26 protein-coding genes and 1 riboswitch are annotated in these 25928 nt (G+C 26.2%); of the genes, 19 read left to right on the top strand and 7 right to left on the bottom strand.

Features of this window, described 5'->3' with window-relative positions:
* Positions 1-30: 30 nt before the first annotated feature.
* On the bottom strand, positions 31-1335 hold the full coding sequence (locus I4U89_RS05155) for a DEAD/DEAH box helicase (RefSeq protein ID WP_195938974.1): 1305 nt from the start codon (positions 1333-1335) through the stop codon (positions 31-33).
* A gap of 292 nt (positions 1336-1627) precedes the next feature.
* Here I4U89_RS05155 and I4U89_RS05150 point away from each other — a divergent pair, with 292 nt between their 5' ends.
* Positions 1628-2812 carry an MFS transporter gene (locus I4U89_RS05150; protein WP_195938972.1) on the top strand — a complete coding sequence of 395 codons (1185 nt, stop codon included), beginning with the start codon at positions 1628-1630 and terminating at the stop codon, positions 2810-2812.
* Positions 2813-2935: 123 nt separating this feature from the next.
* On the opposite strand, the gene I4U89_RS05145 is transcribed toward I4U89_RS05150, so the two are convergent.
* The 3 genes from I4U89_RS05145 to I4U89_RS05135 all read right to left on the bottom strand — a co-directional run bounded on the left by I4U89_RS05145 (position 2936) and on the right by I4U89_RS05135 (position 5643).
* Complete coding sequence (locus I4U89_RS05145) at positions 2936-3265, bottom strand: hypothetical protein (protein WP_195938970.1); 330 nt, start codon at positions 3263-3265, stop codon at positions 2936-2938.
* Complete coding sequence (locus tag I4U89_RS05140) at positions 3265-3615, bottom strand: PqqD family protein (RefSeq protein WP_195938968.1); 351 nt, start codon at positions 3613-3615, stop codon at positions 3265-3267. The genes I4U89_RS05145 and I4U89_RS05140 overlap by 1 nt, the downstream gene beginning before the upstream one ends.
* Positions 3616-3720: 105 nt before the next feature.
* A complete protein-coding gene (locus tag I4U89_RS05135) occupies positions 3721-5643 on the bottom strand; it encodes an OPT family oligopeptide transporter (protein ID WP_195938966.1) in 1923 nt (640 codons plus the stop codon).
* A gap of 347 nt (positions 5644-5990) precedes the next feature.
* On the opposite strand from I4U89_RS05135, the gene I4U89_RS05130 reads away from it, so the two are divergent.
* Both I4U89_RS05130 and I4U89_RS05125 read left to right on the top strand, forming a co-directional pair.
* Positions 5991-6677, top strand: a complete 687-nt coding sequence (locus I4U89_RS05130; RefSeq protein ID WP_195938964.1) for a ferric reductase-like transmembrane domain-containing protein — start codon at positions 5991-5993, stop codon at positions 6675-6677.
* Positions 6678-6898: 221 nt separating this feature from the next.
* On the top strand, positions 6899-7696 hold the full coding sequence (locus I4U89_RS05125) for an HAD family hydrolase (RefSeq protein ID WP_195938962.1): 798 nt from the start codon (positions 6899-6901) through the stop codon (positions 7694-7696).
* Between the two features lie 44 nt (positions 7697-7740).
* Here the strand turns inward: I4U89_RS05125 and nhaA are convergent, their stop codons facing one another.
* Positions 7741-8940 carry a Na+/H+ antiporter NhaA gene (nhaA, locus tag I4U89_RS05120; RefSeq protein WP_195938960.1) on the bottom strand — a complete coding sequence of 400 codons (1200 nt, stop codon included), beginning with the start codon at positions 8938-8940 and terminating at the stop codon, positions 7741-7743.
* Positions 8941-9226: 286 nt separating this feature from the next.
* Positions 9227-9270: riboswitch (PreQ1 riboswitch) on the top strand.
* A gap of 98 nt (positions 9271-9368) precedes the next feature.
* Here nhaA and I4U89_RS05115 point away from each other — a divergent pair.
* The 3 genes from I4U89_RS05115 to I4U89_RS05105 all read left to right on the top strand — a co-directional run bounded on the left by I4U89_RS05115 (position 9369) and on the right by I4U89_RS05105 (position 11699).
* Positions 9369-10334 (top strand): nucleoside hydrolase, encoded by a 966-nt coding sequence (locus I4U89_RS05115; RefSeq protein ID WP_195938958.1) that lies wholly within the window; start codon positions 9369-9371, stop codon positions 10332-10334.
* A 1-nt stretch (position 10335) separates the two neighbouring features.
* On the top strand, positions 10336-10899 hold the full coding sequence (locus I4U89_RS05110; RefSeq protein WP_195938955.1) for an ECF transporter S component: 564 nt from the start codon (positions 10336-10338) through the stop codon (positions 10897-10899).
* 107 nt (positions 10900-11006) lie between these two features.
* Entirely contained in the window at positions 11007-11699 is a 693-nt protein-coding gene (locus tag I4U89_RS05105; protein ID WP_195938953.1) for a radical SAM protein, read from the top strand.
* 56 nt (positions 11700-11755) lie between these two features.
* Here the strand turns inward: I4U89_RS05105 and I4U89_RS05100 are convergent, their stop codons facing one another.
* Positions 11756-13099 carry an MATE family efflux transporter gene (locus I4U89_RS05100; RefSeq protein ID WP_195938951.1) on the bottom strand — a complete coding sequence of 448 codons (1344 nt, stop codon included), beginning with the start codon at positions 13097-13099 and terminating at the stop codon, positions 11756-11758.
* 302 nt (positions 13100-13401) lie between these two features.
* Here I4U89_RS05100 and I4U89_RS05095 point away from each other — a divergent pair, with 302 nt between their 5' ends.
* From I4U89_RS05095 to I4U89_RS05060, 8 genes are all read left to right on the top strand, one after another.
* Positions 13402-13776 carry a GntR family transcriptional regulator gene (locus I4U89_RS05095; protein WP_195938950.1) on the top strand — a complete coding sequence of 125 codons (375 nt, stop codon included), beginning with the start codon at positions 13402-13404 and terminating at the stop codon, positions 13774-13776.
* 11 nt (positions 13777-13787) lie between these two features.
* Positions 13788-14642 carry an ABC transporter ATP-binding protein gene (locus tag I4U89_RS05090; protein ID WP_195938948.1) on the top strand — a complete coding sequence of 285 codons (855 nt, stop codon included), beginning with the start codon at positions 13788-13790 and terminating at the stop codon, positions 14640-14642.
* 1 nt (position 14643) lies between these two features.
* On the top strand, positions 14644-15276 hold the full coding sequence (locus tag I4U89_RS05085; protein ID WP_195938946.1) for an ABC-2 transporter permease: 633 nt from the start codon (positions 14644-14646) through the stop codon (positions 15274-15276).
* A 422-nt stretch (positions 15277-15698) separates the two neighbouring features.
* Positions 15699-16244, top strand: coding sequence for a hypothetical protein (locus I4U89_RS05080; protein ID WP_195938944.1), 546 nt, complete (start codon positions 15699-15701; stop codon positions 16242-16244).
* A gap of 118 nt (positions 16245-16362) precedes the next feature.
* Positions 16363-16668, top strand: a complete 306-nt coding sequence (locus I4U89_RS05075) for a hypothetical protein (protein WP_195938942.1) — start codon at positions 16363-16365, stop codon at positions 16666-16668.
* Between the two features lie 205 nt (positions 16669-16873).
* Entirely contained in the window at positions 16874-17287 is a 414-nt protein-coding gene (locus tag I4U89_RS05070; RefSeq protein ID WP_195938940.1) for a membrane lipoprotein lipid attachment site-containing protein, read from the top strand.
* A 175-nt stretch (positions 17288-17462) separates the two neighbouring features.
* Complete coding sequence (locus I4U89_RS05065; RefSeq protein WP_195938938.1) at positions 17463-17993, top strand: hypothetical protein; 531 nt, start codon at positions 17463-17465, stop codon at positions 17991-17993.
* 240 nt (positions 17994-18233) lie between these two features.
* Positions 18234-19859: a Na/Pi cotransporter family protein gene (locus I4U89_RS05060; protein ID WP_092925788.1), complete on the top strand. Its 1626-nt coding sequence runs from the start codon at positions 18234-18236 to the stop codon at positions 19857-19859.
* A gap of 38 nt (positions 19860-19897) precedes the next feature.
* Here I4U89_RS05060 and ytaF read toward each other — a convergent pair whose 3' ends face one another.
* A complete protein-coding gene (gene ytaF / locus I4U89_RS05055) occupies positions 19898-20515 on the bottom strand; it encodes a sporulation membrane protein YtaF (RefSeq protein ID WP_195938936.1) in 618 nt (205 codons plus the stop codon).
* Between the two features lie 174 nt (positions 20516-20689).
* On the opposite strand from ytaF, the gene I4U89_RS05050 reads away from it, so the two are divergent.
* The 5 genes from I4U89_RS05050 (at position 20690) to I4U89_RS05030 (ending at position 25926) form a co-directional block, all read left to right on the top strand.
* Entirely contained in the window at positions 20690-21277 is a 588-nt protein-coding gene (locus tag I4U89_RS05050; protein WP_195938934.1) for a hypothetical protein, read from the top strand.
* 89 nt (positions 21278-21366) lie between these two features.
* Complete coding sequence (locus I4U89_RS05045) at positions 21367-22032, top strand: Bax inhibitor-1/YccA family protein (protein ID WP_195938932.1); 666 nt, start codon at positions 21367-21369, stop codon at positions 22030-22032.
* Positions 22033-22175: 143 nt separating this feature from the next.
* Entirely contained in the window at positions 22176-22604 is a 429-nt protein-coding gene (locus tag I4U89_RS05040) for a hypothetical protein (protein ID WP_195938930.1), read from the top strand.
* A 229-nt stretch (positions 22605-22833) separates the two neighbouring features.
* On the top strand, positions 22834-25431 hold the full coding sequence (gene clpB, locus I4U89_RS05035) for an ATP-dependent chaperone ClpB (RefSeq protein WP_195938928.1): 2598 nt from the start codon (positions 22834-22836) through the stop codon (positions 25429-25431).
* Between the two features lie 231 nt (positions 25432-25662).
* Positions 25663-25926: a helix-turn-helix domain-containing protein gene (locus I4U89_RS05030; RefSeq protein WP_195938926.1), complete on the top strand. Its 264-nt coding sequence runs from the start codon at positions 25663-25665 to the stop codon at positions 25924-25926.
* Positions 25927-25928: the final 2 nt, after the last annotated feature.

Here is a 25928-nt window from a genome sequence, read left to right as displayed (position 1 = left end):
GGTATCGTGAAATACGACACCGTCTTTTTGTTATTTATTTTTATTAAGTTTCTTGTCTGAAGATTTTTTATGTGCATATTTGTCAGTTTTTTTGTGAGCATACTTATCTACTTTTTTATTCTTACTAACCTTTTCTTCTTTTCTAACTTCATTTTCTTTAGCCTTTTTTCTAGCTTCTTTTTTCATTTTATCAAAATCGACCTCTATAAATTTACCATTTTTTAACTCGACAGCCTTCATATCTATTTTAAAATTTCTTCTATAATCTCTTATAGTAAATAGATTTTGATTAGTTATTATAGATATTGCAGTTCCTTTTCTATTTCCTCTGGCACTTCTACCACATCTGTGTATATATTCATTTTTACTAGGTGGGAAGTCTAAGTTAAATACATGACTAACCTCAACTATATCTAATCCTCTAGCAGATAGGTCAGAAGATACTAAAATACGGACTTTACCACTTCTAAAAGCACTAAGTGCATTTTTTCTGTCTTCCTTAGTCATTTTACCAGATATACACACAGCTTTGTAATTATGATAGTTAAGTTTTTCAGTTATAACTTCTATACTATCTTCATCATTAACAAACACTATAGACCTACTTGGATTAGCAGAAGCTAGAGATTTTCTAAGTAATGTAAACTTTTCTCTTCTGTCCCCATATAAATACATATGAGCTATATTAGGATTTATTACTAACGTATCTTTGGTTTTAAGCATTTTCATATCCTTCATTAAGTAATCGCACATACTTATAGTGTTTTCATTTAAACTAGCTGAAAATCCTAATATTTGTCTGTCTCTTAGTGTAGTTTTTATTATGCTTTCAACAACTTCTTCATTTTTACCACTAAGTAAACTATCAACTTCATCAAGTATTATAGTTTTTATAGTGTGTGCTTTAAGTTTTTTTTGTTTTATTAAATCTAAAACTCTACCACAAGTACCAACTACTATATGAGGCTTTATAGATTTTATATTTTTTATTTGCTTTTGAATATTTACTTCACCTATTATAGAAAAGGCAGTAACATCCATATTGGAATTTTGTGATAAAGTTTTAGCTTGCTCAGTTATTTGCATAACTAATTCGTGAGTAGGTGCAAGTATTAATACTTGTGTTTCTCTTTTCGTAGCGTCTATTTTTTCAAACATAGGAAGTAAATAAGCTAAAGTTTTTCCACTACCCGTTTGAGCGCTTACTAATAAGTCTTTATTGTCTAATATATCTTTTATAGTTAAAGATTGAACTTCTGTTGGAGAAGTTATATTTTGTTCTTTAAGTCCCTTTATTAAATTTTCATTTAAGTTCAATTTTTCAAATGTATTCATTTTTAACTCCTTTACATATCTTGTAAATTACATTATACACGTATTATATATATTTTTATACAGTATGAACTAAATTATTTAAGTTTAGTAGTAAATATAATGCTAAAAATATTATAGACTATGGTCTTACACCATAGTTTATAATTATTTTAAGGTGATAAATATGAAACTTTTAACAGAGCAAGTTAGTAAACTTTTCAATATAAGCAAAGATACTTTAATGCACTACAATAAAATATAATTTTTACTACAAATTAGAATAAATCCATCAAGATCTTAGGAGGTATATATTTTGAATTTAATTAAAAATAAAGTATTTTTAACAATACTTATAACAGACATAATACAGCAAATGGCTATATGGATAAGAAATATAGCTATAATGTTTTTTATAATGGATATAACAAATAGTGATCCATTAGCAATATCATCACTTAACTTTATAGAGTTTTTACCAATGTTTTTGCTTACTTTTATAGGAGGTATAATAGCTGATAAGTATAATCCTAAAAAACTAATGATATGTGGAGATTTATTTAGCTTTATATCCTTTATAATACTAGGCTTAGCTATATCTAAAGGATATATAGTAGCTATATTTCTAGCAGTATTAGTTTCTGCTAGTGTTACACAGTTTTCATATCCTGCATCACAAAAGTATTTTAAGGAATATATAGATGAAGAACATATAGAAAGTGCTGTTGGAATAAATCAGCTTTTAAGCTCTGGATTTTTTGTTATAGGACCATTTATAGGTTCTTACTTTTACTTTAATTTTGGAATAGGTAAAACACTAATAATATTATCAGGATTATTCTTAGTATCTATTTTATTATTATTAACACTACCTAAAAGAAATTTTGAAAAAATAGAGAGTAGCGGTATAAGTGAAGATATAAAGTTAACTTTTAAATATTTAAATGAAAAAGAAATACTAAAGTTATTATCTAAAATATTTTTTATAGTAGCCTTTGCTATGGGAATAGCTAATAATCTAGATATATTCTTAGTAACAGAAAGGCTAGGCCTTAGCAAAGAGTTTTATCAGTTTTTTTCAGGAATAGCAGGAGTAGGAGTAATCGTTGGTGGTGGACTATATTTAGCAATATCTAAATATATGAATATGAAAGTATTATATACTATTATAGGAGTATTTGCTATAACAGTATTTTTTGAAGGATATTCAACAAATCCGGTATTTACCATGAGTCTTCAATTTATAGATAATATACTAGGTGGAATACTTAGTGGATATGTAATGGCACTTATAACTAAAGTTACAGATCAAGAATATTTAGGAAAAATAAATGGATTGACATCAACACTTATGACATTAGGTATAATGGGAGGAACTCTTATATCAGGAGTTATTATGAAGTATTTATCTATAGTAGTTGCTTTTTTAGTAGCAAGTATATCATTTTTAATAAGCTTTATAATACTTTATAAAGGTGTTAACAAAGGCTTATTAAAATAAATAGGATAGTGTTTAAAAGTAAATTAGAGTTATATATATAAATGAGCTATTTTAAATAGCTCATTTTTTAATTTAACTAAAAATATTTTTCATTATATAATTATAAATCAAATATAGTTTTAACTATTTTAGACTATATCCATTGGTAGTTTTTTCTATAATACCATCTTTGAGCATTTTTCCAATAAGTATTTTAGATATATGAGATGGATCTTTTATAACTAACTTATCTTTAGAGTAAAATAAAGAAGCTTTTAGATTTAAAATTTCATTCTCAATATCTTTTTTAGATAAAGTTTTTTTAGTTTTAAAAGCTTTCATAACAGCTTTATAAGATTTATTATAAAGTAAGTCTAGTAAATCATTAGATTTATTTCTCTCTTTTATAAGTCCCCAAGTATAAATAATTATTGTTGCCACTGCAAATAATAATATGTATATAATAATATCCATTATCTACCATCCTTTTTTAAAGAAACAAATTTATTATCTTTAAGTATGGTAAAATATGTAATCAATCTTTCATATAATGGTTCACAGTCTTTTCCAAATGAAGCTTTAACATATTTAGATATATCGTATATAGAGCTTTCACCATCTATATTTTTCCATACATAGCTTCCTAGTTTGTCTAATTTTATAGAACTACTTTTTGGGACTTTAAATAAATTTTGAGCAATCTTATCAAATAATCCTTTTCTAGTTATTTCTAATGTTACTATTCCTAAGTTATCTTCATACCAAGTTATTTTTGAGTTTTTGATAGGAATAAAGTCTAAGTAGTTTTTATCATTTTTTTTCATAATACCACTCCTACAAATTTAAAATAAACAACTTTTCTTTAATTAAAGAAATAAGTAGGAGAAAATTTCTCCTACTTAAGTATATGCTTATATATTTTTTATATTCTACGATGTTTTACTGCTGTTTTTATCTTTATAGGAGATAGTAAACTTAAATAATGTAAGTATTAGTATTATAAATGCTATAATAGAACCTATTTGACCTAAATTAACAGAAGAAGAAAGGTTTATAGTATCAGCAAGACTTGATTCTCCAACATTTATTATTGCAAATATAGCAAGTAACACTCCAACTAATCCTTCACCAGCTATAAGCCCTGAAGTATATAATATACCTCTATCAATTTGTTCTTTTCTATCATCTTCAGATACTTTCTTTCTCTTTTCAAAGAATAATCTAATAATACCACCAACCATTACTCCAGCACTTAAATGTATTGGAAGATATAGCCCAACTGCAAATGGTAGTACAGGTATTCCTATTATTTCAACAGCAAAAGCTATTCCTGCACCAGCAAATATTAAAGTCCAAGGAAGATTTCCTTCCATAACACCTTCAACAACTAATTTCATAAGAGTAGCTTGTGGTGCTGGTATTTCTTTTGAACCAAATCCCCAAGCAGCATTTAATAAGTATAGAACTGCACCTATAGTTATAGCAGAAATTAATACACCTATAAGCTCTCCATATTGTTGCTTCTTAGGAGTTGCACCAACAATATAACCTGTTTTTAAGTCTTGAGAAGCATCTCCAGCAATTGCAGCTATAATACATATTACAGAACCTATAGCTATTGCACCCATCATACCATCTTGACCAACAAGTCCTGTTGATTTAAGCACCATAGTACTTATTAAAAGTGTAGCAATAGCCATACCAGAAACTGGGTTATTACTACTTCCGACTATACCAACAAGTCTTGAAGACACTGTTGCAAAGAAGAAACCAAATACAGCAACTAAAAGTGCTCCAACAAGATTAACTGGAATAGAAGGAACTAACCATATGGCTATAACTACTAATAAAGAGCCAAATAAAACTATCTTCATAGACATATCTTGATCAGTTCTAAGTGAACTTTCAGATTTATCTAAATTAGAATAATCTTTCATAGCTTTTCTAAATGTGTCTATTATAAGAGGCAGTGATTTTATTAAACTAATAATACCTCCACAAGCAACAGCTCCAGCACCAATATATCTTATGTAATTATCCCATATATCCCAAAATCCTAGTTCAGTTATAGGAACTGTGGCAGGATAAAGTGTCATATTGGCACCAAATAGTGATATTAATGGAATTAATGCTATCCAACCAACTATAGCCCCAGCAAACATATATCCAGATATTTTGAATCCACATATATAACCAACTCCAAGTAATGCAGGTAATACATCTATACCAAAGGCTCCATTGTGATATCCAGGTATTTCCCATTCAATTTCTGTTGGAAATAGTTTTAGACCATCACCTATAAATTTGTATAAACCAGCTATACCAAGACCAGCAAATACTATAGATGCTTTAGATCCACCTTCCTCACCAGCAAGTAAAACTTCTGCACAAGCGGTACCTTCTGGATAAGGTAATACACCATGTTCTTTTACAATAAGCGCTTTTCTTAGAGGTATCATAAATAATACTCCAAGTACACCACCACATAAAGCTATAATAGCAATTTTAATTAGGCTTGGACTTCCAAGTCCCCAATCTTTCATCCATATAAACATAGCAGGTAATGTAAATATAGCACCAGCAGCTAAAGATTCTCCAGCTGAACCTATTGTTTGTACTATATTATTTTCTAGTATAGAATCTCTTCTTAATATAACTCTTAAAACACCCATTGATATAACAGCAGCAGGAATTGATGCACTAACTGTCATACCAACTCTAAGACCTAGATAAGCATTTGCAGCACCAAATATTACAGCTAATAAGCACCCAAGAACTATTGATGTAACGGTAAACTCAGGAACTATTTTATTAGCAGGAATAAATGGCTTAAAATTGTTTTGATTATCCATAAATATTCCCCCTTTTGAGCCATACATTAATGACTCATTTTAATATTAATTTTTTATAATTCGTATAATTTATAAATATGTTATGCAATATTTTTATCATAAGTAAGGTTGGGATTAGGAAAAGATATCTATAGTAGAGTATATACATTTAGAAAATTTATATGAATAAAATTAAAACTATATAAATTAAATTCAAAAATCTAAAAATTTAAAGAAATATTACAATTTGTTATTTAGTAAATTTTTCCATATGATATTTTATAAGAATTCTAATTAAAACTATTGACAAGGTATTAACAGTAAAATATAATAATGATTATCAATATAAATTGAAAAGGAGAATTAATATGCGATTAGTTTATTCATTAATTTTTATAGTGGCTTTAGCTCTAATTTTTACATCTAGCATAAGAAAACATTCAAGGTTATTTTATTTAATAGCTTCGATAGTAGCAACATCAACAGTAATTTATGAAATATTTAGGTTAACATCAGATATGAAATTACAAGGATTTATAGGCGAATTTGAAAAAGCATCTATGAAAGGAAATTTTTCAATAGCATTTTTTGTACTAGTAATGTTTGCAGGAGCACTTAATCCAAGATGGAAAATAACGAAAAAATTGTTAGGAATAAGAGCAGAGGCTGCTATTTTAGGATCTATACTAATATTTCCTCATTGTATAATGTATTTAGTACGTTTTATAGTAAAATTACTTAATTATAAGCCCATAACTAAACTTTATATTATATATTTAATTTTTGGTTTAATAGCATTTATAATAATGATTCCATTGTTTATAACATCTCTTAAAAAAGTAAGAGCTAAAATGAAGTATATAGAGTGGAAAAAGTTACAAAGATTGGCTTATCCATTTTATATATTAGTTTATGTACATATAGTACTTTCAATTTTAAATGATGATAAAGTTGATATATTAAAATTAAGTATATATAGTATATTATTTATTGGATACTTCGTATTAAAATTGACAAAGATCTCAAAAAATAATAAGCTTTCATTTTATAAGTAGATATTTTTCAAAAAAAATGAAGAATAATAGACATTAAGTATTTTTATAAGTTATTATTAGATAAATTTTTAAAAAAGTTAAAAAAGATATATATTATAATACTTTCTAGTATGTTTACTAGGGAGTATTTTTAGTTTAAAGAAAGTTAATAAGGGTATATGATTTATACATAAATATATTTTATATTAAATTATAAGGATTAGAAATTTTAGGAGGTACAGATGATAAAATTAATTGCATCTGATATGGATGGAACCTTATTGAATTCAAAGAAAAAGATAAACAAAGAATTTTATACGATATTAAAACAATTAAAAGAAGATAATATAATATTTACAGCAATAAGTGGAAGAGATATATTTTCTTTAAAGAAAGTATTTAAAGATATAGATGAAGATATTGTATTTGCAGCAAACAATGGAAATTATATAGAATATAAAGGTAAAGTTATTTTTGAGAACTATATACAAAAAGATAAGTTAAAAAAGATAGCAATAGTTGTAAGAAAATTTTTTAAGCACAATACACTTTATTGTGGAAAAGATATTATATATAGTGAGAGTAAAGTTGCTAAGTTCATAGGGATTCTATGGGGACTTAATATAAAATATACTAAGGATATTATGAAAATAAAAGACAATATTATAAAGGTTACAGTTTTTGGAAGACCAAGTGCTATTAATAAAAATTGGAAGAAACTTAAAATTTTAAACAATGAGTTCATGGTAACTATATCTGGGAGATTTTCTATTGATATATGTAGATATACTGGGGATAAGAAAAATGGAATAGAAATAATTCAAAATAAATTTAATATAAAATATGATGAGACTATGGTATTTGGTGATAATATGAATGATTTAGAAATGATGGCGTCTGCATATTATAGTTTTGCAATGGAGAATGCTAAAGATAAAGTAAAGTCTAAGGCAAGATTTATAGCTAAATCTAATGATGATAATGGAGTGATTGAGGCTATAAAAGAAGTAATTTTAGTTAATGAAAAGGCTAAATTGTAAATAAAAGGTGTTATCTCAGCAAATAATAGAGATAACACCTTTTATTATGATATGTAATATTTATTTACTAAAGAATTTTTGTTCTTAAGCATAAGTTTAACTCTAACATCAAAAAAACTTATTACAACTATACTAGATAATATGGATATACAAGAAGATATCAATATAGCTCTTTTTGAAATATCAATTAAAGCTATATTATTTATAAATGCGACTTCAGATACAAAGATAGACATTGTAAAACCAACACCTGCAATTAATGATACTAAAAATACAGCTAACCAACTTATACCAGAGGGCTTTTCAGCAATTCTAAAAGTACAACCAATAAAACTAAAAAGCATTATTCCTAAAGGTTTTCCTAAACAAAGCCCTAAAACTATACCATAGACTAAAGAATTTGTATCAGAAGAACCTATACTAGAAGTAAGAGAAATACCTGTATTAGCAAATGCAAAAAGTGGTATTATACATAAACTATTAAAAGGAACTAAAATCCTCTGAAGTCTTTCTAAGGTATTATATCCATTATTATTACGTGAAGGAATTGTAAGAGCTAATAATATCCCACTTATTGTACAGTGAACTCCACTTAAATAAATGAAATACCACAAAAATAAACCAGATATAAGGTAATAATATATGCTGTAAATATTAAATACTTTATTTGCTATAATTAGTAAAAGCACAATTGAAAGTGCTATAGATAAATAGATTAAATTTATATCTAATGAGTAAACTACACCTATAGCTATTATCGAAATCAAATCATCTACAACAGCTAAGGAAAGTAAAAATACTTTAAGTGATGGATTAAGTTTTTTAGAAAAAAGTAAAAATATTCCTACTGCAAAAGCTATATCCGTAGATATAGGTATACAAAAGCCATTTAAAAAAGCAGTATTTTTATTTAAATATATAAATATAGCTGCGGGAACAAGAACACCACCAATAGAGGCTATAACTGGAAAAGATGCTTTTTTAAAAGAAGATAAATTTCCATAAAGTATTTCGTGTTTTATTTCAAGACCGGATACTAGAAAAAAAATAGCCATTAAAAAATCATTTACAAACATATGAAATGAAAAATCATTTATTATATAAACGTCTTTAAATATAAATTCATAAATACTTCTTAAAGGAGTATTGTACATAAAAAGAGCACACACAGTGGATAATATTAAAAGTAAACTTGTTAGTATTTCTAATTTTAATGGCTTTTTATAGGTTCTTAATAATCTCAATATATCACCAACTAACTTTAAATTTTTAAACAAGCATATAATAAATCTATGAATAATAACACTTAAATATGAGTCTATAATATTATTAGGTTATCAATATTATCATGAATAATATAAACCTAAATTATAAAAAATAAAATTTTATTTTTATTGAATTACACAACTGTTTATTGTAAAATTAGATTTGTTAGCTAGTTGTTTATAAGTCAAAAAACTAGACAAAAACTAGACAAAAACTATAATAAACCGTAAAAATAATTGAAAATACTAGATAATTTAATGTTATCTGGGACTTGTTCGAGAACTCCAAGTATAAAAAACTAGGGATTTATATAGTGGCAGTATATAGACGTATCCTAGATACGCTTTTTTAATGCACAAAATAAAAGCGTATAGTTCTCCATTAAATGTTTATGGAGGAGATTAAAATGAAAAAAAGAAAAGTAATAATTGATTGTGATCCAGGAATTGATGATTCTTTAGCAATACTTCTAGCATTAAATTCACCAGAACTAGAAGTATTAGGGCTTACCGTATGTAGTGGAAATGTACCTGCAAACTTAGGAGCCAAAAATGCTCTAAAAGCACTTCAAATGTGTTCTTCGCTAGATATACCTGTATATATAGGAGAAGAACTACCTTTAAAAAGAGAACTTATAACAGCACAAGATACTCACGGAGAAGATGGTATAGGAGAAAATTTTTATGAAGATGTTGATGCTGAAATTTTATATGATGGAGTAGACTTTATAGTAGATACTTTAAATAAAAATAAAGATGTATCTATTATAGCATTAGGTCCGCTTACCAATATAGCTAAAGCATTAATTAAAGATAAGAAAGCCTTTAATAATCTAGATGAGTTTGTTTCTATGGGCGGGACTTACAAAAGTCATGGAAACTGTTCACCAGTAGCCGAATTTAATTACTGGGTAGATCCACATGCTGCTGAATATGTTTATAAAAACTTACCTAAAAAAATTCATATGATAGGACTTGATGTAACTAGAAAAATAGTGTTAACACCAAATATTATTGAATTTATGAATAAATTAGATAAAGATATATCTAAATATATAACAGAAATAACTAGATTTTATATAGATTTTCATTGGAATCAAGAAGGCATAATAGGTTGTGTAATAAATGATCCATTAGCAGTTGCATATTTTATAGATAAAAATCTATGTAGCGGATTTGATTCTTATGTTGAAGTAGTAGAGGAAGGAAAAGCTATAGGTCAAACTATAGTAGATGCATATGATTTTTATAAAGAGAAGAATAATGCACATATACTTACAGAAGTAGATGAAAAAGCTTTTATGAAGATGTTTCTAAAAAGGATATTTAAAGACAAAAGTAATATTATAGACTCTGTAAAAGGGGTGATATAATATGGAAAAGAAATTAAACGTTAGAAACTTAACTTTAATAAGCTTTGGGATAGCTTTAAATGTAGTAGGAGCATTTATAGCTTATTCTTTAAGACTTCCTATATATATGGACTCTATAGGAACAATATTTATAGCATGTTTACTTGGACCTAAATATGCAGTAATAACAGGTTTATGTGGAAGCTTAGTAAGCGGAATGACTTTTGATATATATTCAATATACTTTGCTCCTGTTCAAATAAGCACAGGGTACTTAGCTGGTTTAATGTATAATAAAGGATTCTTAAAAGGTATAAAAACTCCTCTTGGAGTATTTATATTTACATTACCAACATCAATAATAAGTGCAATGATAAGTGCATTTTTATTTGGAGGTATAACATCATCAGGTTCATCGTATATAGTTCAAATACTAAGTGTAATCGGAGTTCCAAATGTATTAAGTGTGTTTATAACACAAATATTTACAGATTATACTGATAAATTTGTAGCAGTACTAGTAGTAGGTCTTTGTGTAAATGCACTTCCTAGAAATGTAAAATCACAGATATTATTAAATAGATAAAATTCATAATAACTAATTTTTAAAAACTTAAATTAAACATAGATTATAATATATAAAATTAGGTATTATACTATGTATGATACCTAATTTATTATAAAGGAGAAAAAATGGACAGATATAGTGAAATAACTAATAAAAAACAAAGAGAAATAGTATTACTTAAAAGTTTTCCTTGTATATGGGGAAAATGTAGTTTTTGTGATTATATATTAGATAACTCAGATTCAGAAGAGGAAATAAATAAATTAAACTTTGAAGTACTTGAAAATATAACAGGAAAATATAAAGTTTTAGAAGTTATAAACTCAGGAAGTTGTTTTGAACTTCCAAAAGCTACACTTGCTAAAATAAAAGATATAATAAAAGAAAAAAATATTGAAAGATTATTTTTAGAAAGTCATTGGTCATACAAAAATAGAATACAAGAGATGAGAGAATATTTTGAAGTACCTATAACTTTTAAAATAGGTGTAGAAAGTTTTGATTATGATTTTAGAAATAATTTTTTAAATAAAAATGCTAAATTTAAAAGTGTAGAAGAACTTAAAACCTATTTTGATTCTCCATGTATGATGGTAGGTATAAAAGGTCAAAGCAAAGATATGATAGATAAAGATATGGATATAGTTTTAAATAATTTCGATCATGCTACTATAAATGTATTTGTAAATAATACATCAGATGTTAAAAGAGATGATGAAATAGTTAATTGGTTTGTTAATAAATATAAAGAGTTATTAGATAAAAATCCTAATATAGAAGTATTATATAATAATACTGATTTTGGTGTAGGTGAATAAAAAGCTAGCTTAAATTTTTTAAGCTAGCTTTTAAATATAGATTTGTTTTTATTTTATTATGAATAACACTCTGATATATTCATACTATTAATTTTTTTATGGTAATCAATAATTAAAGGTACAGATGCAGCAATCCAAGCCATTGGACCTGCTAGACAAATACCCGTATATCCAATAATTAAAGGCAGAGTAAATGCAACTATAGTTCTAGCAACTAATTCATAAACACCAGCCATCATAGGCACGAAAGTATATCCCATCCCCTGAAGTGCATTTCTGTATATAAATATTAAGCTAAGAGGGATAAAGAAGAAAGAAACTGTAGTTAAATATTTAGTAGCATATGATATTATATTCGGGTCTGAATTTGACACAAATAGCTTAACAAAATTTTCACCAAGTACTATAAGCATAATCCCACCAATAGTACCAATAGCTATATTTATCAATGTACACTTTTTAACCCCTTCTTTGATTCTTTCAATATTATTAGCACCAAGATTTTGAGCACAATAAGTCGCCATAGTAACACCAAATGTTACGCTTGGTTGCATAACAAGTTGTTCTACCTTAGAAGCGGCAGTGTGTGCAGCAACAACAGTAGATCCAAAGGAGTTAACAGCACTTTGAAGTATAACACCACCAATAGCAGTTATTGAAAATTGAAGAGCCATTGGGATTCCTATGCTTAGATGCTTTTTATAAAATTCTTTATCCAAAATAAAGTGTTTTTTTTCTAGTTTTAATATAGGAAATTTCTTAGAAGTATAAATCAAACATAAAATACCTGAAAAACCTTGTGAAATAACAGTAGCATAAGCAGCACCTTCTACTCCCATAGAAAATTTAACTATAAATACTAAATCCAGTATTATGTTTAAAATAGATGCAACAATTAAAAAGTATAGAGGTGTTTTACTATCTCCAAGTGCACGAAGTATACTTGCAATTATATTATAGAAAAATGTAACAAATATACCTCCGTATATAACTACTATATAAGAATACGCTTCATCTATTATGTCATGTGGAGTTTTTATTAGATTTAAAAGTGGTTTAGCAAAAAATACGCTTATGATAGTAATTATAATAGTCATAATTATTGATAATATAATAGCATTACCTACAGCTTTTTTAACACCTTCTTCATCATTAGCACCAAATCTTTGTGAAACCAAAACAGAAAAACCTGATGCAAGACCTAAAACAAAACCTAGTATCAAAAATATCATAGAACCTGTTGATCCAACGGCTGCAAGAGCATTAACCCCTAAAAACCTACCAACTATTATTGTATCTACCATATTGTAAAATTGTTGAAAAATATTTCCTATAAGAAGTGGTATAGAAAAATATAAAATTAATTTTACTGGATTACCAGTAGTCATATCTTTAGTCATAAACATTCCCCCTTTTTATGTAAGATATATCCATCAGCATATACTAACATTATTTAAAACCATATACAATAGATTATAAAAAAGTTATTAAAAATGATACTATATTTTTAGTATATTACAATAGTATTTAATTTATTGTTACAAAATAATTCTATAAAACCTGCACTTAAATAAAAGTATTAATATAGAAATTTTTCAAATTAATTTTAAAAATAGGTTGACATGAGGTGTACATAAAGTGTGTATATATAGTATACACATTATATATACACTAAATATTAGCAAAGAAAAGAGGTGTAAAATTGAATATAAATATAAGTAATACATCAACAACACCCTTATATGAACAAATAAAAAGCCAGGTACAAAATCAAATATTAGACTCAACATTAAAGCCAGGAGAGGGTCTTCCGTCTATAAGAAATTTTGCAAAAGAATTAAAGGTTAGCATAATAACTATAAAGAGAGCCTATGAAGAACTTGAAAAAGAGGGATTTATAGAAACTGTTACAGGGAGGGGAACTTTTGTATCAACACAAAATACAGACAGATTAAGAGAAATAGCTTTATATGAAATAGAAAATAAGTTAGAAGATATAATAAGACAAGTAAAATCAGTAGGTATAACATTAGAAGAAGGATTAGAAATATTTAAAAGTATATATGAAGAGATATAAGGAGGTATATTATGAATGCGATAGAGATTAGAAATTTAAAGAAAAATTTAGATAAATTTAATTTGGATATAGATAATCTAGATATAAAAAGGGGATATATAACAGGGTTTATAGGTCCAAATGGTTCAGGTAAAACTACAACAATAAAATTAATTATGGATATGATATTTAAAGATAGTGGTAGTATAAAAATATTTGGAAAAGAATTTGAAAAAAATGACATAAATACAAAAGAATTAATAGGTTATATTGGTGATGTTCCTGGATACTTAAATGGATCTAAGCTAAAAGATATAAAAAAATCAGTATCTTCTTTTTACAAGAACTGGGATGAAAAATTATATAAAAGATACGTACAACAATTTAAACTAGATGAAAATAAATTATATAAGAAACTTTCAAAGGGGCAACAGAAAAAGTTTGAATTAACAATGGCACTATCTCATCACCCTAAACTTATAATAATGGATGAACCAACAGCGAATTTAGATCATTTAGTTAGAAATGAATTTTTAGATATACTTCAAGAACATATAGAAAAAGAAGAAGCTACTGTGTTTTATTCAACTCATATAACATCTGATTTAGATAAGGTCTCAGACTATTTAGTATTTATATATAATGGGAAAATAATACTAAGTGGAGATAAAGATAGCATATTAGAAAGACATAGTATGATAAGGGGTGGTAAAAATTTATTAGACAATGAAACTAAAAGAGCATTAGTGGCATTTAATGAAAATTCATTTGGATTTGAAGGATTAACATCAAATGTAAAACATGCATACGAAATATTTGGGGAAGAAGTGATTTATGACAAAGTTAATTTAGAAGATATACTAATGTATTATACGAGGGGGAATTAATATGAATAATATAATAAATCTTACTAAAATGAGTTTAATAAACTTTAAATCTATATTTAAACAAGTAGGACTAATATTAGTAGTATGGGTTGTTATGTCACTATTTGAAAACTCATTTATAGGTATGCTAGGTGGTATTATTACAATAGCTGTGGTAGGACAGCTTATGTCATATGAAGATATGAGTACAATAGATAATATTATAGGAACAATTCCTGTAAAAAGAAAAGAGTATGTAATATCAAAATATATTGTAGGAATAATAAGTATGCTAACAACAATTATTGTAGTTATTATTATTTACAATTTAATAGATATAGATATAACTTTAGACTTGCTACTTACTACATCTATATTATCATCAACTATAATTATAAGTACTATAATTCCACTTATAATGAAATTTGGTATTGTTAAAGGAAGACTTATGATGTTTGCCGTAACTTTTTTTGTTATATTTTGTTCAATGTCATTAGCAGATATACTACAAGAACCTCCAAGATTTCTAGAATCTACAATATACTATATAAATAACACAAATCCTTTGGTAATTTCAAGCATAGTAAGTACTTTGGCAATTCTAATATCTATGTTAATTTGTATAAAGATGTATGATAAAAAAGAATTTAAATAATTTGATTTAATATGAAGAGCCTATATTAAATATAGCAATGATTATACATTTTATAAATAATTCACTAGCGGTTGGGCACTCCATTATACAAATTCACTTGAAAAATTTAATGATATATTAGCTGTGTACCTTCTAAAGTTAGATGGCATTAAGATAATAGTGCTTTTAGTATCTAGCATTTTACTTATTTATATAGGATAAATATTATTAAAAGATGGAGTTTAAATTGATTCTAAACAAGGCGCATAGCAAAAAAATCCCTAATCCATAGGGGATTTTTTTGTATTAAAAAACATATATTCAATGTTAATTCATAGTATTCTATATTAGATAAGTATTAAAAATATACAAACATACTATAAATTAAACTAGATTTATAGTATACTAAATTTCTAACTAATTAGTATAGAAAGGACATAAATATGCAAGCAATAAGAGTAAAACCAGAAGAATTTAGATTAGAAAATTTTATAAACTATTATAAAGATACTTGTGATGAATTATTACATGAGTACCCAGAATATGTATCAAGAGTATGTCTAATAGATAGAGATTATATGGACGTAGTAACATTTGATGAAGATTACGAAGATATAAATGATGCAAGTGATTATGCTAATTTATTATTAGGAGAAGAATATGCACTTCATTTTGCTATAGGTAAGACTAATGAAGATTTAGATAAGGTAGAATTTATAGATGGAAAGATATATAACTTAAGAAGTTATGGTGATGATGAGTATGAGGATTATAATATAAGAGATATTGGAGATTTTAGAATAGATTTAAATAACCTAGTAGGTTTAATACTTGACTTTGACTATGAGGACAAGGAAATAGTAATATCAAGCGTAAACTTTGAACATGGAGGTGAATTAGCTCCACCTAGAATAATAGAAGTAGAAGATAGTGGCGACTTAGAAAAAGTAATTATTAACTTTATAGAAAAATTTATAACAAAAGAATAAATCACTATACAATAAATTTTTATAAAGTTTAAGGTTTATTTAAGATTTAATTAAGTTGTAGTTTATATACTTTTTTATATATATGTAATAATATATATACGTAATAGGAGGGAAACATATGGAATCAAGATTTGAAGGTGGATTACTAGGACTTATTGGAGTTAATATATTAGCTTGGTTAATAACTGTTTTTACATTAGGGCTAGCCACACCATGGGCTATGTGTATAAAATATAGATGGGAAGCCGAAAATACAGTAATAGAAGGAAGAAGGATTGAATTTATAGGTACTGGGGCTAGTCTATTTTTTAACTATATAAAATGGTTAGCATTAACTATAATAACTCTTGGTATATATGGTTTTTGGTTATATATAAAATTATTACAATGGAAAACTGAGAATACGGTATTTAAAGATCAATAAAAGTTAAATACTAATTATATAAGGCTGTTTTAAATTAAGTTTTGTTATTAACTAGACTTATTTTAAGATGGTCTTTTTTATTGAATTTTTAGATAGTATCTAAATAATTTAAGATTTATTTAATGTTGAGTTTATTAATTTTTAAGATATAGTATATATAATATGCTTATAATATTAAATAGAACATACATGGAGGAAATTGAAAGTGAAAAAGACAATAGTATTTTTAATGTTGGCAACTATATTGACAGGATGTAGTATGGATATAAAAATTCATAAGTTTGATAGTTATAAAGATGCTAAAGATATAATAGAAAGAGGTTGGATTCCTGAGAATATACCAACTAGTGCTACAAATATACAAGAAGTTCACAACTTAGATTCAAATAAAGCAAATGGAAGATTTATAATACCAAAAGGTGAAATAGATAAATTTATAAAAACATTAGAAACGGTAGATAAAAAAAGTATACTAGATGATAAGTTTATAGAAACTAAGTGGTTTAATGAAAAGGATATAAAAGAAAAAATCAAGAATAATAAGCTTACTGTAGGAACAAAAGACGATAATATATATGCAGTAAGCAAAAATGGTGATGTTTATTACTGGGCTAAATAGTTATATAAGGTATGGTTTTAAATTAATTAAAAAAACAAATTAATATGAAGATTTCTTATATAATAAAATGAATACTAGTGAACCTAATTATTAGAGACGTTTTCTACAATAACTATTGTTTAAAAATAAACTCATGGTTATAATAAACATATATTTTAAATTAAGGAGCAAAACTATGAAACAATTTTTATCAAAAGACAAATTATCAATACATACATCACCATTATGTGATATTCTTATAAAAAGTAGTGGTTATGAAAATTTAGACAAAAACATAGCTGAAAGTAATATTGAATTTGAACCTCAAAAAACTTATGAAATAGCATCTAGTAACTTCTTTGATTTTAACCAACATTTGTATGAAGATATAAATCATATGAATTCTATAAGTGCAGGTATATATTGTGAAATGGCATTAATAACATTTAGAATATTTATATGGGGAGCAAAAGGTGAAGGATTTGAAATATTTAAGCATGTTTTAAGAGGTGAAGAAATAGATAGGTTAAAAAGCAAAGAAGATATAAAGGAGTATATCGTAAAACATTTAGAGGAATTAGAAAAAGGAATAATCGAAACTTATCAATTAGATTGTATGAAAAGTTTTGAAGAGTTTGGTAAATCAATAGAAACTAGACAAATATTACTAACATCAATATTAAAAAATTTAAGCATAGAAAATAACTTAAAAGACTTTAGAAAATAAAACCCATTTAATGGGTTTTTTTATTTACATAACATATATTATTTTTAACTTAAATTTAAAAAACTTAACATAAATCAATTTAACTAACTTTTATTTAACATAGATTTAACATTAGGTGTAATAAATTAACATTTGCTTAACACATTATGACAATTTTTTTGATAGAATAAGTTTGTAATAATAAAATAATAAAATTATTTAATTTTAAAAACATTTAAGTTTTAAGGAGGAAGAAATATAGTGGAAATAGCAATAAACCTGATGGGGGGACTAGGTCTTTTTCTATATGGTATGAATTTGATGGCTGATGGCCTTCAAAAGTCAGCAGGAGAAAAACTAAAAAAGATAGTTGAACTTCTAACTAGTAATGTACTAATGGGGGTTATAGTTGGAGCTTTAGTTACAGCTATAATACAAAGTTCAAGTGCTACGACAGTTATGGTAGTTGGATTTGTTAATGCGGGTATAATGACACTACCTCAAGCAATAGGTGTAATAATGGGAGCAAATATAGGAACAACTATAACTGCTCAATTAGTATCACTAGATTTAGTTGGTTTAGCGCCAATGGCATTAGGTGTAGGTATAATACTTTACTTATTTAGTTCTAAGCCAAAGGTTAAAACAATAGCTGAAATATTTATAGGATTTGGTATATTATTTACAGGTATGGATTTTATGAAGGAAGCTGTTGCACCTTTAAAAGAGTTTTCAGGATTTACTAATGCATTAGTATCATTTGGACATAATCCGATACTTGGTATACTTCTTGGATTTGGTATAACTGCAATAGTTCAAAGTTCTAGTGCTTCAATGGGTATGTTACTTGCACTTGCATCTGAAGGAATATTACCATTATCATCTGCTTTACCAATATTATATGGTGAAAATATAGGTACTTGTGTTACTTCATTAATATCAAGTATAGGTGCTAGTAAGAATGCTAAAAGAGCTGCTACAATGCATTTAACATTTAATGTAATAGGTACATTGGTATTTATGTTATTACTAAGTAAGCCAATAACAATGGTAGTTACACACTTAGATCCAAATGATGTAAGTAGACAAATAGCTAATGCACATACTTTATTTAATATAACTAACGTTATACTATTATTACCTTTTTCTAAGTTAATAGTGAAACTTACTATGAAGTTAGTTCCAGAGAAAGAAGACGAAATAGAAGAGAGAAAAACTGTTAAATTCTTAGATGAAAGAATATTAGAAACACCATCTATAGCTTTATCAAATACTATTAAAGAGACTTTAAGAATGGGTGAAAAAGCTAAGAAAGCTCTGATTTGTTCAATGGAAGGTGTGCTTGAAATGTCAGATGCTAAAATAAAAAAGGCATTTAATGAAGAAATAAAGATAAATGAATTACAAAAAGCTATACTAAGTTTCTTACTGAAGCTATCTAAAACAACTTTAAATGATGATTCAAGAGAAGGTGTTGACTATCTATTCAATACTGTAAATGATATAGAAAGAATAGGAGATCATGCTGAAAATATAGCTGAATTATCAGAAATAATATTAACTAAAGAATTAAAATTATCTGATGAATGTAAAGGTGAGTTAACTGAAATATACAACAAAGTCTTAAGTACATATACTTATGCACTTGAATCTTTAGAATCTAATAATGTGGATTTAGCATTAAGAGTTGTCAAAATGGAAGAACAAGTTGATATAATGGAAAAAGTATGTCGTCAAAATCATATGAAAAGATTAGATGAGAGTGTATGCACAATAGATAATGGAGTTGTTTATTTAGATATAGTAAGTAATTTAGAGAGAATATCTGACCATTCAGTAAACATAGCTCAACAAGTTATAAAGGCAAACAGTAATAAAGTAGCATAATTCAAAAGAGTTATCTCAAGTATGAGATAACTCTTTTTTTATCTTATAAATGCAAGAGCTATAAGCATTACTCCTGACAACCAAGACAAATTAATATTACTAATCTTATTAATATGATAACCCACTATACAACCAAATAGTAAAGATAAAAATCCAATAATTAAAGATAATAATAAAACTTCTGAATAATTAATATATCCTAAACTACTTCCAAATCCAACTGCTAAACTATCTAAAGAAAGAGCTATTGCAAGATAAAGAGCTTCTTTAGGTGTAAGCATTTTAGATTTATCATAATCTGCTTTAGTTTCATCAGCATAAATTTCAAGTACAAACTTAAAATCAAATAACTTAAATGTTAGAGGAGCTTGATGATTATATATTTTATCTATATAGCTTTTAATTATACATTCAAATAATCTAAATATGCCAAGGCCTAATAACAATAAAAAACTTAATATAGATGCTATATTAGCTGATAGTAAATCTTTAAACAAAGAGCCAAAAAATAAAGAAATACCTAAAGTGATTGTAGATACTAATGTTATTATAGATGCTGATTTAAAAGGAATTTTAATTTTATTTGTTCCATAAGCAACACTAGCTACAAATGTATCTAATGAAAGTGATAGCACCAAGAGAAGAGATTGTAGCATTGGATGACACCCCCAAAATATTTAACTAATATTAAGATATTAATTAATTCGTATTTTGTTAACTATAAAATATTATAAATGTATAATTTATTTTGATTAAATTAAATAAGGTTGTAAATAGTTAGATTTTAGTGGTAAAATATAAATACTAAAATATTAAGAGGAGTTATATAAATGAAGTGCAATAAAAAGATAATATCATTAATTATAATATCATTAATGTCATTAGGTATTGTAGCTTGCGATAAAAATGATATACAAAAAGATCAAGAAAAGGCAGTATCTAATATTGAAGAAAAATCAGACGAATCAATAAAAGAGATAGATAATATGCTATCTGAAATAAAAAACAAATATAAAGACTCTGTAAAAGAAATTGAAGATAAAGTTTCTGTAGATAAGTCAGATAATACTAGTTTAGATCAAAAGAAGATATCTAATTATACTAACAAAATATTGAATTTAGATGACATGAAATTAAGAGACATAGAAAATAAACTTACATCAATTGATGAACTCGCTAATATAGGTGATGATAAATTAAAAACTTTAATAGGTAAATACAAAAATAATTTATCTGAAAATTTAGATGATTTTATAAAGGATATTAATTTAAGTAAGTATTTAGATAAAGAAAAAGAATTACAAAATGATATTAACTCTATAAAATCTAAAATAGAAAATACTAAAGAAGATCTAACAAATGTAGCAAATGATAAAGTAAATAAAATTTCTGATAACATAAGTAATATAATCAATTAATTTGATATAAATTATTTCATATAATATAAATTTAGTAATATATGGTATAATACATATATAGTTTTTTATAATATATGGAGATGATAAAAATGCATAAAGAAATTACAAATCCAATGGCTGATATTTTTAAGTATCTAGCAATATCTATACTATTTATGTTTATAGGGTTTGCATTTGGGCAAGCTTTTATTCCGATAAGTGTTGTACAAGTAGCAAATTTAATATTGCCATTTTTAATAATAGGTTTACTTATAATGGCAATATTATCTAAGAAAAGTATAATACCTAGAAGTTTTTCGATGAACTATGTTTACTTATTTACATTTATAGATGGTATACTTTTATATCCACTATTATCTTTTTACTTACAAAGTTTAGGAACATCTGTAGTAATTAATGCTTTACTTGGAACTTGTATATTATTTGGGATACTAGCCTTTATATCTTATAGAAAGAAAGCTGGGCATTACCTAGGTATAGGATCTATATTATTTGCAGGTCTTATATCACTTTTAGTTTTAATTATAATAAATATATTTATAGGTTCACAGACACTAAATATATTATATAGTGCTTTAAGTATAATAATATTTTCAGGATATATATTATATGATATAAGTTTAATAAAATATGATATAGAATCAAAAAATATAATAAGTAAGAATGATTTATCTATACATGTATTAAATCTTTATCTAGATTTTGTAAATATTTTACTAGATTTATTAAATTTAATATACGAATTCAAAGATTAATAAACAAAAAGACTGGATTATATTTAATTAGTATAATCCAGTCTTTTGTTTATTCTTAAGTCCTTATATATTTGAATTCTAAATAACCTTCATATAATTATTAAATATAGAAATACTATTATTATATAACTTAGGAGGAAACTATGGGAAAATATAAATTAGACTATTTTGCTAAATATTATTTCTTTGAAAAAGAAGACTTTCTAAAAGAGGAAGAGGGAGAATATATATTAAATAGAATAAAGGAAAGTAATAGATTTGATTATAAGGGATATTCTTATAAATATACTAAATACAATAATATATCTAAGGGCCATACACAAAAAAATGTAGAGGTAGAGATTCCTAATGAAAGTATAGATATAATATTAAATGGGGATAGAGTACATCTTGATTTAATATATAAATTTTACACAAAGAAATTAGAGGATCATATTAGAATAACTACTAGAATGAGTGAAAAAACAGAAGAAGTTTCTTGTCTTTTATATATAGATTATATTCAGGCTAATGATTTTATAAAAGAATTAGAAAACATTAAAAAATTACAAGAATATAATATGAAAAGCTAAGGTAAAAGCACCTATTACAAGGAATTGTAACAGGTGCTTTTACCTTTATATATTATATATTGACAAATAAGATAAAAAACTATTGACAAAGTATTTTTATAGGAGTATATTGTAGTTAATAAATTATTAGCACTCAACAAACCAGAGTGCTAATAAGAAAATTCTAAATAAAATAAATAATTAAGATTTTACTGAAAATAATATATATTATGATAGTGGAGGGATACATATGGATATAGAAAAAATGACTGTAAGAGTACAAAAGGCTTTAAATGAAGCTTATAATATAGGTGTTAAAAATCATAATCAACAAATAGATGTTATACACTTATTAAGTGCATTAGTTAATCAAGAAGATGGTCTTATACCGAATATATTAGAAAAAATGGGTGTATCAGTAGATTCAGTAAAAAATAGTATAGATGTGGAACTAAGCAAATTACCTCAAATTCATGGGGAAGGCATAAGTTCACAAGGTGTAACAGCTACAAGAAGGATAAATGAAATATTAATAAAAGCAGAAGAAATATCTAAAGAATTTAAAGATTCTTATATAAGTGTAGAACATGTAATGCTTGCTATAATAGACATGGAAGGCAATACATCAGTAGGAAAAGTATTAAGACAATACAATATAAATAAAAGTAACTTCTTAGAAGTATTATCACAAGTTCGCGGAAGTCAAAGAGTAGAAACTCAAGACCCTGAAGGAACTTATGAAGCCTTATCTAGATATGGAACTAACTTAGTAGATTTAGCTAAGAAAAATAAATTAGATCCAGTTATAGGACGTGACGAAGAAATAAGAAGAGTTGTGAGAATATTATCAAGAAGAACTAAAAATAATCCAGTACTTATAGGTGAACCTGGTGTTGGTAAAACTGCAATAGTTGAAGGATTAGCAGAAAGAATAGTCCGTGGGGATGTACCAGAAGGACTTAAAGATAAAGTAATATATGCACTAGATATGGGTTCACTAATAGCAGGTGCAAAATATAGAGGTGAATTTGAAGAAAGATTAAAAGCTGTACTTAAAGAAGTACAATCTTCAGAAGGTAAAATAATATTATTTATAGATGAGATACACACAATAGTAGGTGCTGGTAAAACTGATGGTGCAATGGATGCTGGTAACTTAATAAAACCAATGTTAGCTCGTGGAGAACTTAACTGTATAGGTGCTACTACATTTGATGAATATAGACAATATATAGAAAAAGATAAAGCACTTGAAAGACGTTTCCAACCAGTTATAGCAGAAGAACCAACTGTATCTGATACTATATCAATACTACGTGGACTTAAAGAAAGATTCGAAATACATCATGGTATAAGAATACATGACAATGCAATAGTAGCTGCTGCAAAGTTATCTGATAGATATATACAAGATAGATACTTACCAGATAAAGCAATAGATTTAATAGACGAAGCAGGAGCTATGATTAGAAGTGAAATAGATTCTCTACCAACAGAACTAGACACTGTAAGAAGAAGAATATTTACACTTGAAACTGAAAAAGAAGCACTTCTTAAGGAAAATGATGAAAAAAGTAAAACTAGATTAGAGAATTTAGGAAAAGAGTTAGCAGAATTAAAATCTAAGAATGATGAAATGACTGCTAAATATGAAAATGAGAAAAAACAAATACTTGATATAAGAAACTTAAAAGAAGAGTTAGATAAAGCTAAAGGCGATGTTGAAAGATATGAAAGAGAATATGACTTTAACAAAGCAGCAGAGTTAAAATATGGCATAATACCAAAATTAGAAGAGCAAATACAAAATCATGAAGAAAAGATGGCATCAAGCTATGAAAATGCATTATTAAAAGAAGAAGTAACAGAAAATGAAATATCTCAAATAGTAGCTAAATGGACTGGAATACCTGTAACTAAACTTGTAGAAGGTGAAAGAGAAAAGCTTCTTAAGTTAGAAGATGAACTTCATAAAAGGGTTATAGGTCAAGATGAAGCAGTTACAGCAGTATCTAATGCAGTAATAAGAGCTCGTGCAGGACTTAAAGATGAGAAAAAACCAATTGGTTCATTTATATTCCTGGGACCTACAGGGGTTGGTAAAACAGAGCTTGCTAAGACTTTAGCTAATAATCTATTTGATAGTGAAGATAATATAATAAGAATAGATATGAGTGAGTATATGGAAAAACATGCAGTATCTAGACTTATAGGTCCTCCTCCAGGATATGTAGGATATGAAGAAGGTGGTCAATTAACAGAAGCTGTTAGAAGACATCCATACTCTGTAATATTATTTGATGAAATAGAAAAAGCACATGAAGATGTATTTAATATATTCCTTCAAATATTAGATGATGGTAGACTTACTGACAATAAAGGTAAAACAGTAGACTTTAAAAACACACTTATAATAATGACATCTAATATAGGAAGTCATCATTTATTAGAAGCTGGTGAAAACATAGATGAATTTACAAAAGATATGGTAATGAATGAAATGAAGCATAGATTTAAACCAGAGTTCTTAAATAGAGTTGACGATATAATAATGTTTAAGCCACTTAGCTTAGAAGGTATTAAAAAGATAATAGATATATTCGTAGACGCATTAAGAAAAAGACTTAGTGAAAAGAATATAGATATAGAAATAACTGAGGGTGCTAAAGAGGTTATGGCAAAAGAAGGGTATGATCCAGTATATGGTGCTAGACCGCTTAAGAGATATATAAGCAACACTTTAGAAACAATAATAGCTAGAAAGGTAATATCTGGAGAAGTTTATAGTGGATGTACTGTAGTTGTGGATGGTAATGGAGAAAATATAGAAGTGTTTACCAAAAACTAATTAATAAAATAAAAAATATACAAAAGACCTATTAAGTATAAACTTAATAGGTCTTTTAATTTTTAATAACAGATGAATCTATTGGCAATAAGAAATAATTCGCCTACACAGTATCTCAATTAAAATTTAACTATAAGTTAAATTTATTAATTAAAGGTTAACTATGTTTCCATTGTTAATATATATTACTTAATTTATACTATAAATATAACATATTAAGGGAGTAAATATATGGATAAAATAAAGATAGGGGAAACTATTAAATTACTAAGAAGAGATAAAGATATTACACAAGAACAATTAGCAAACATTGTTGGAGTATCAATACCAGCAGTATCTAAATGGGAAAATGGTACGAGTTATCCAGATATAACAGTACTTCCCATACTTGCTAACTATTTTGAGGTAACAATAGATGAACTATTAAACTATAAAAAAGAACTAAATGAAAATGATATAACAATATTAAAAAATATCCATCTAATTATAAGTTAAAA

It is taken from the genome of Romboutsia sp. 1001713B170131_170501_G6 (assembly GCF_015668195.1).
In the GTDB taxonomy this organism is placed as follows: domain Bacteria; phylum Bacillota; class Clostridia; order Peptostreptococcales; family Peptostreptococcaceae; genus Romboutsia_C.
The sequence above is the reverse complement of the archived record's forward strand: the minus strand, read 5'-3'. Positions and strand labels throughout refer to the sequence as shown.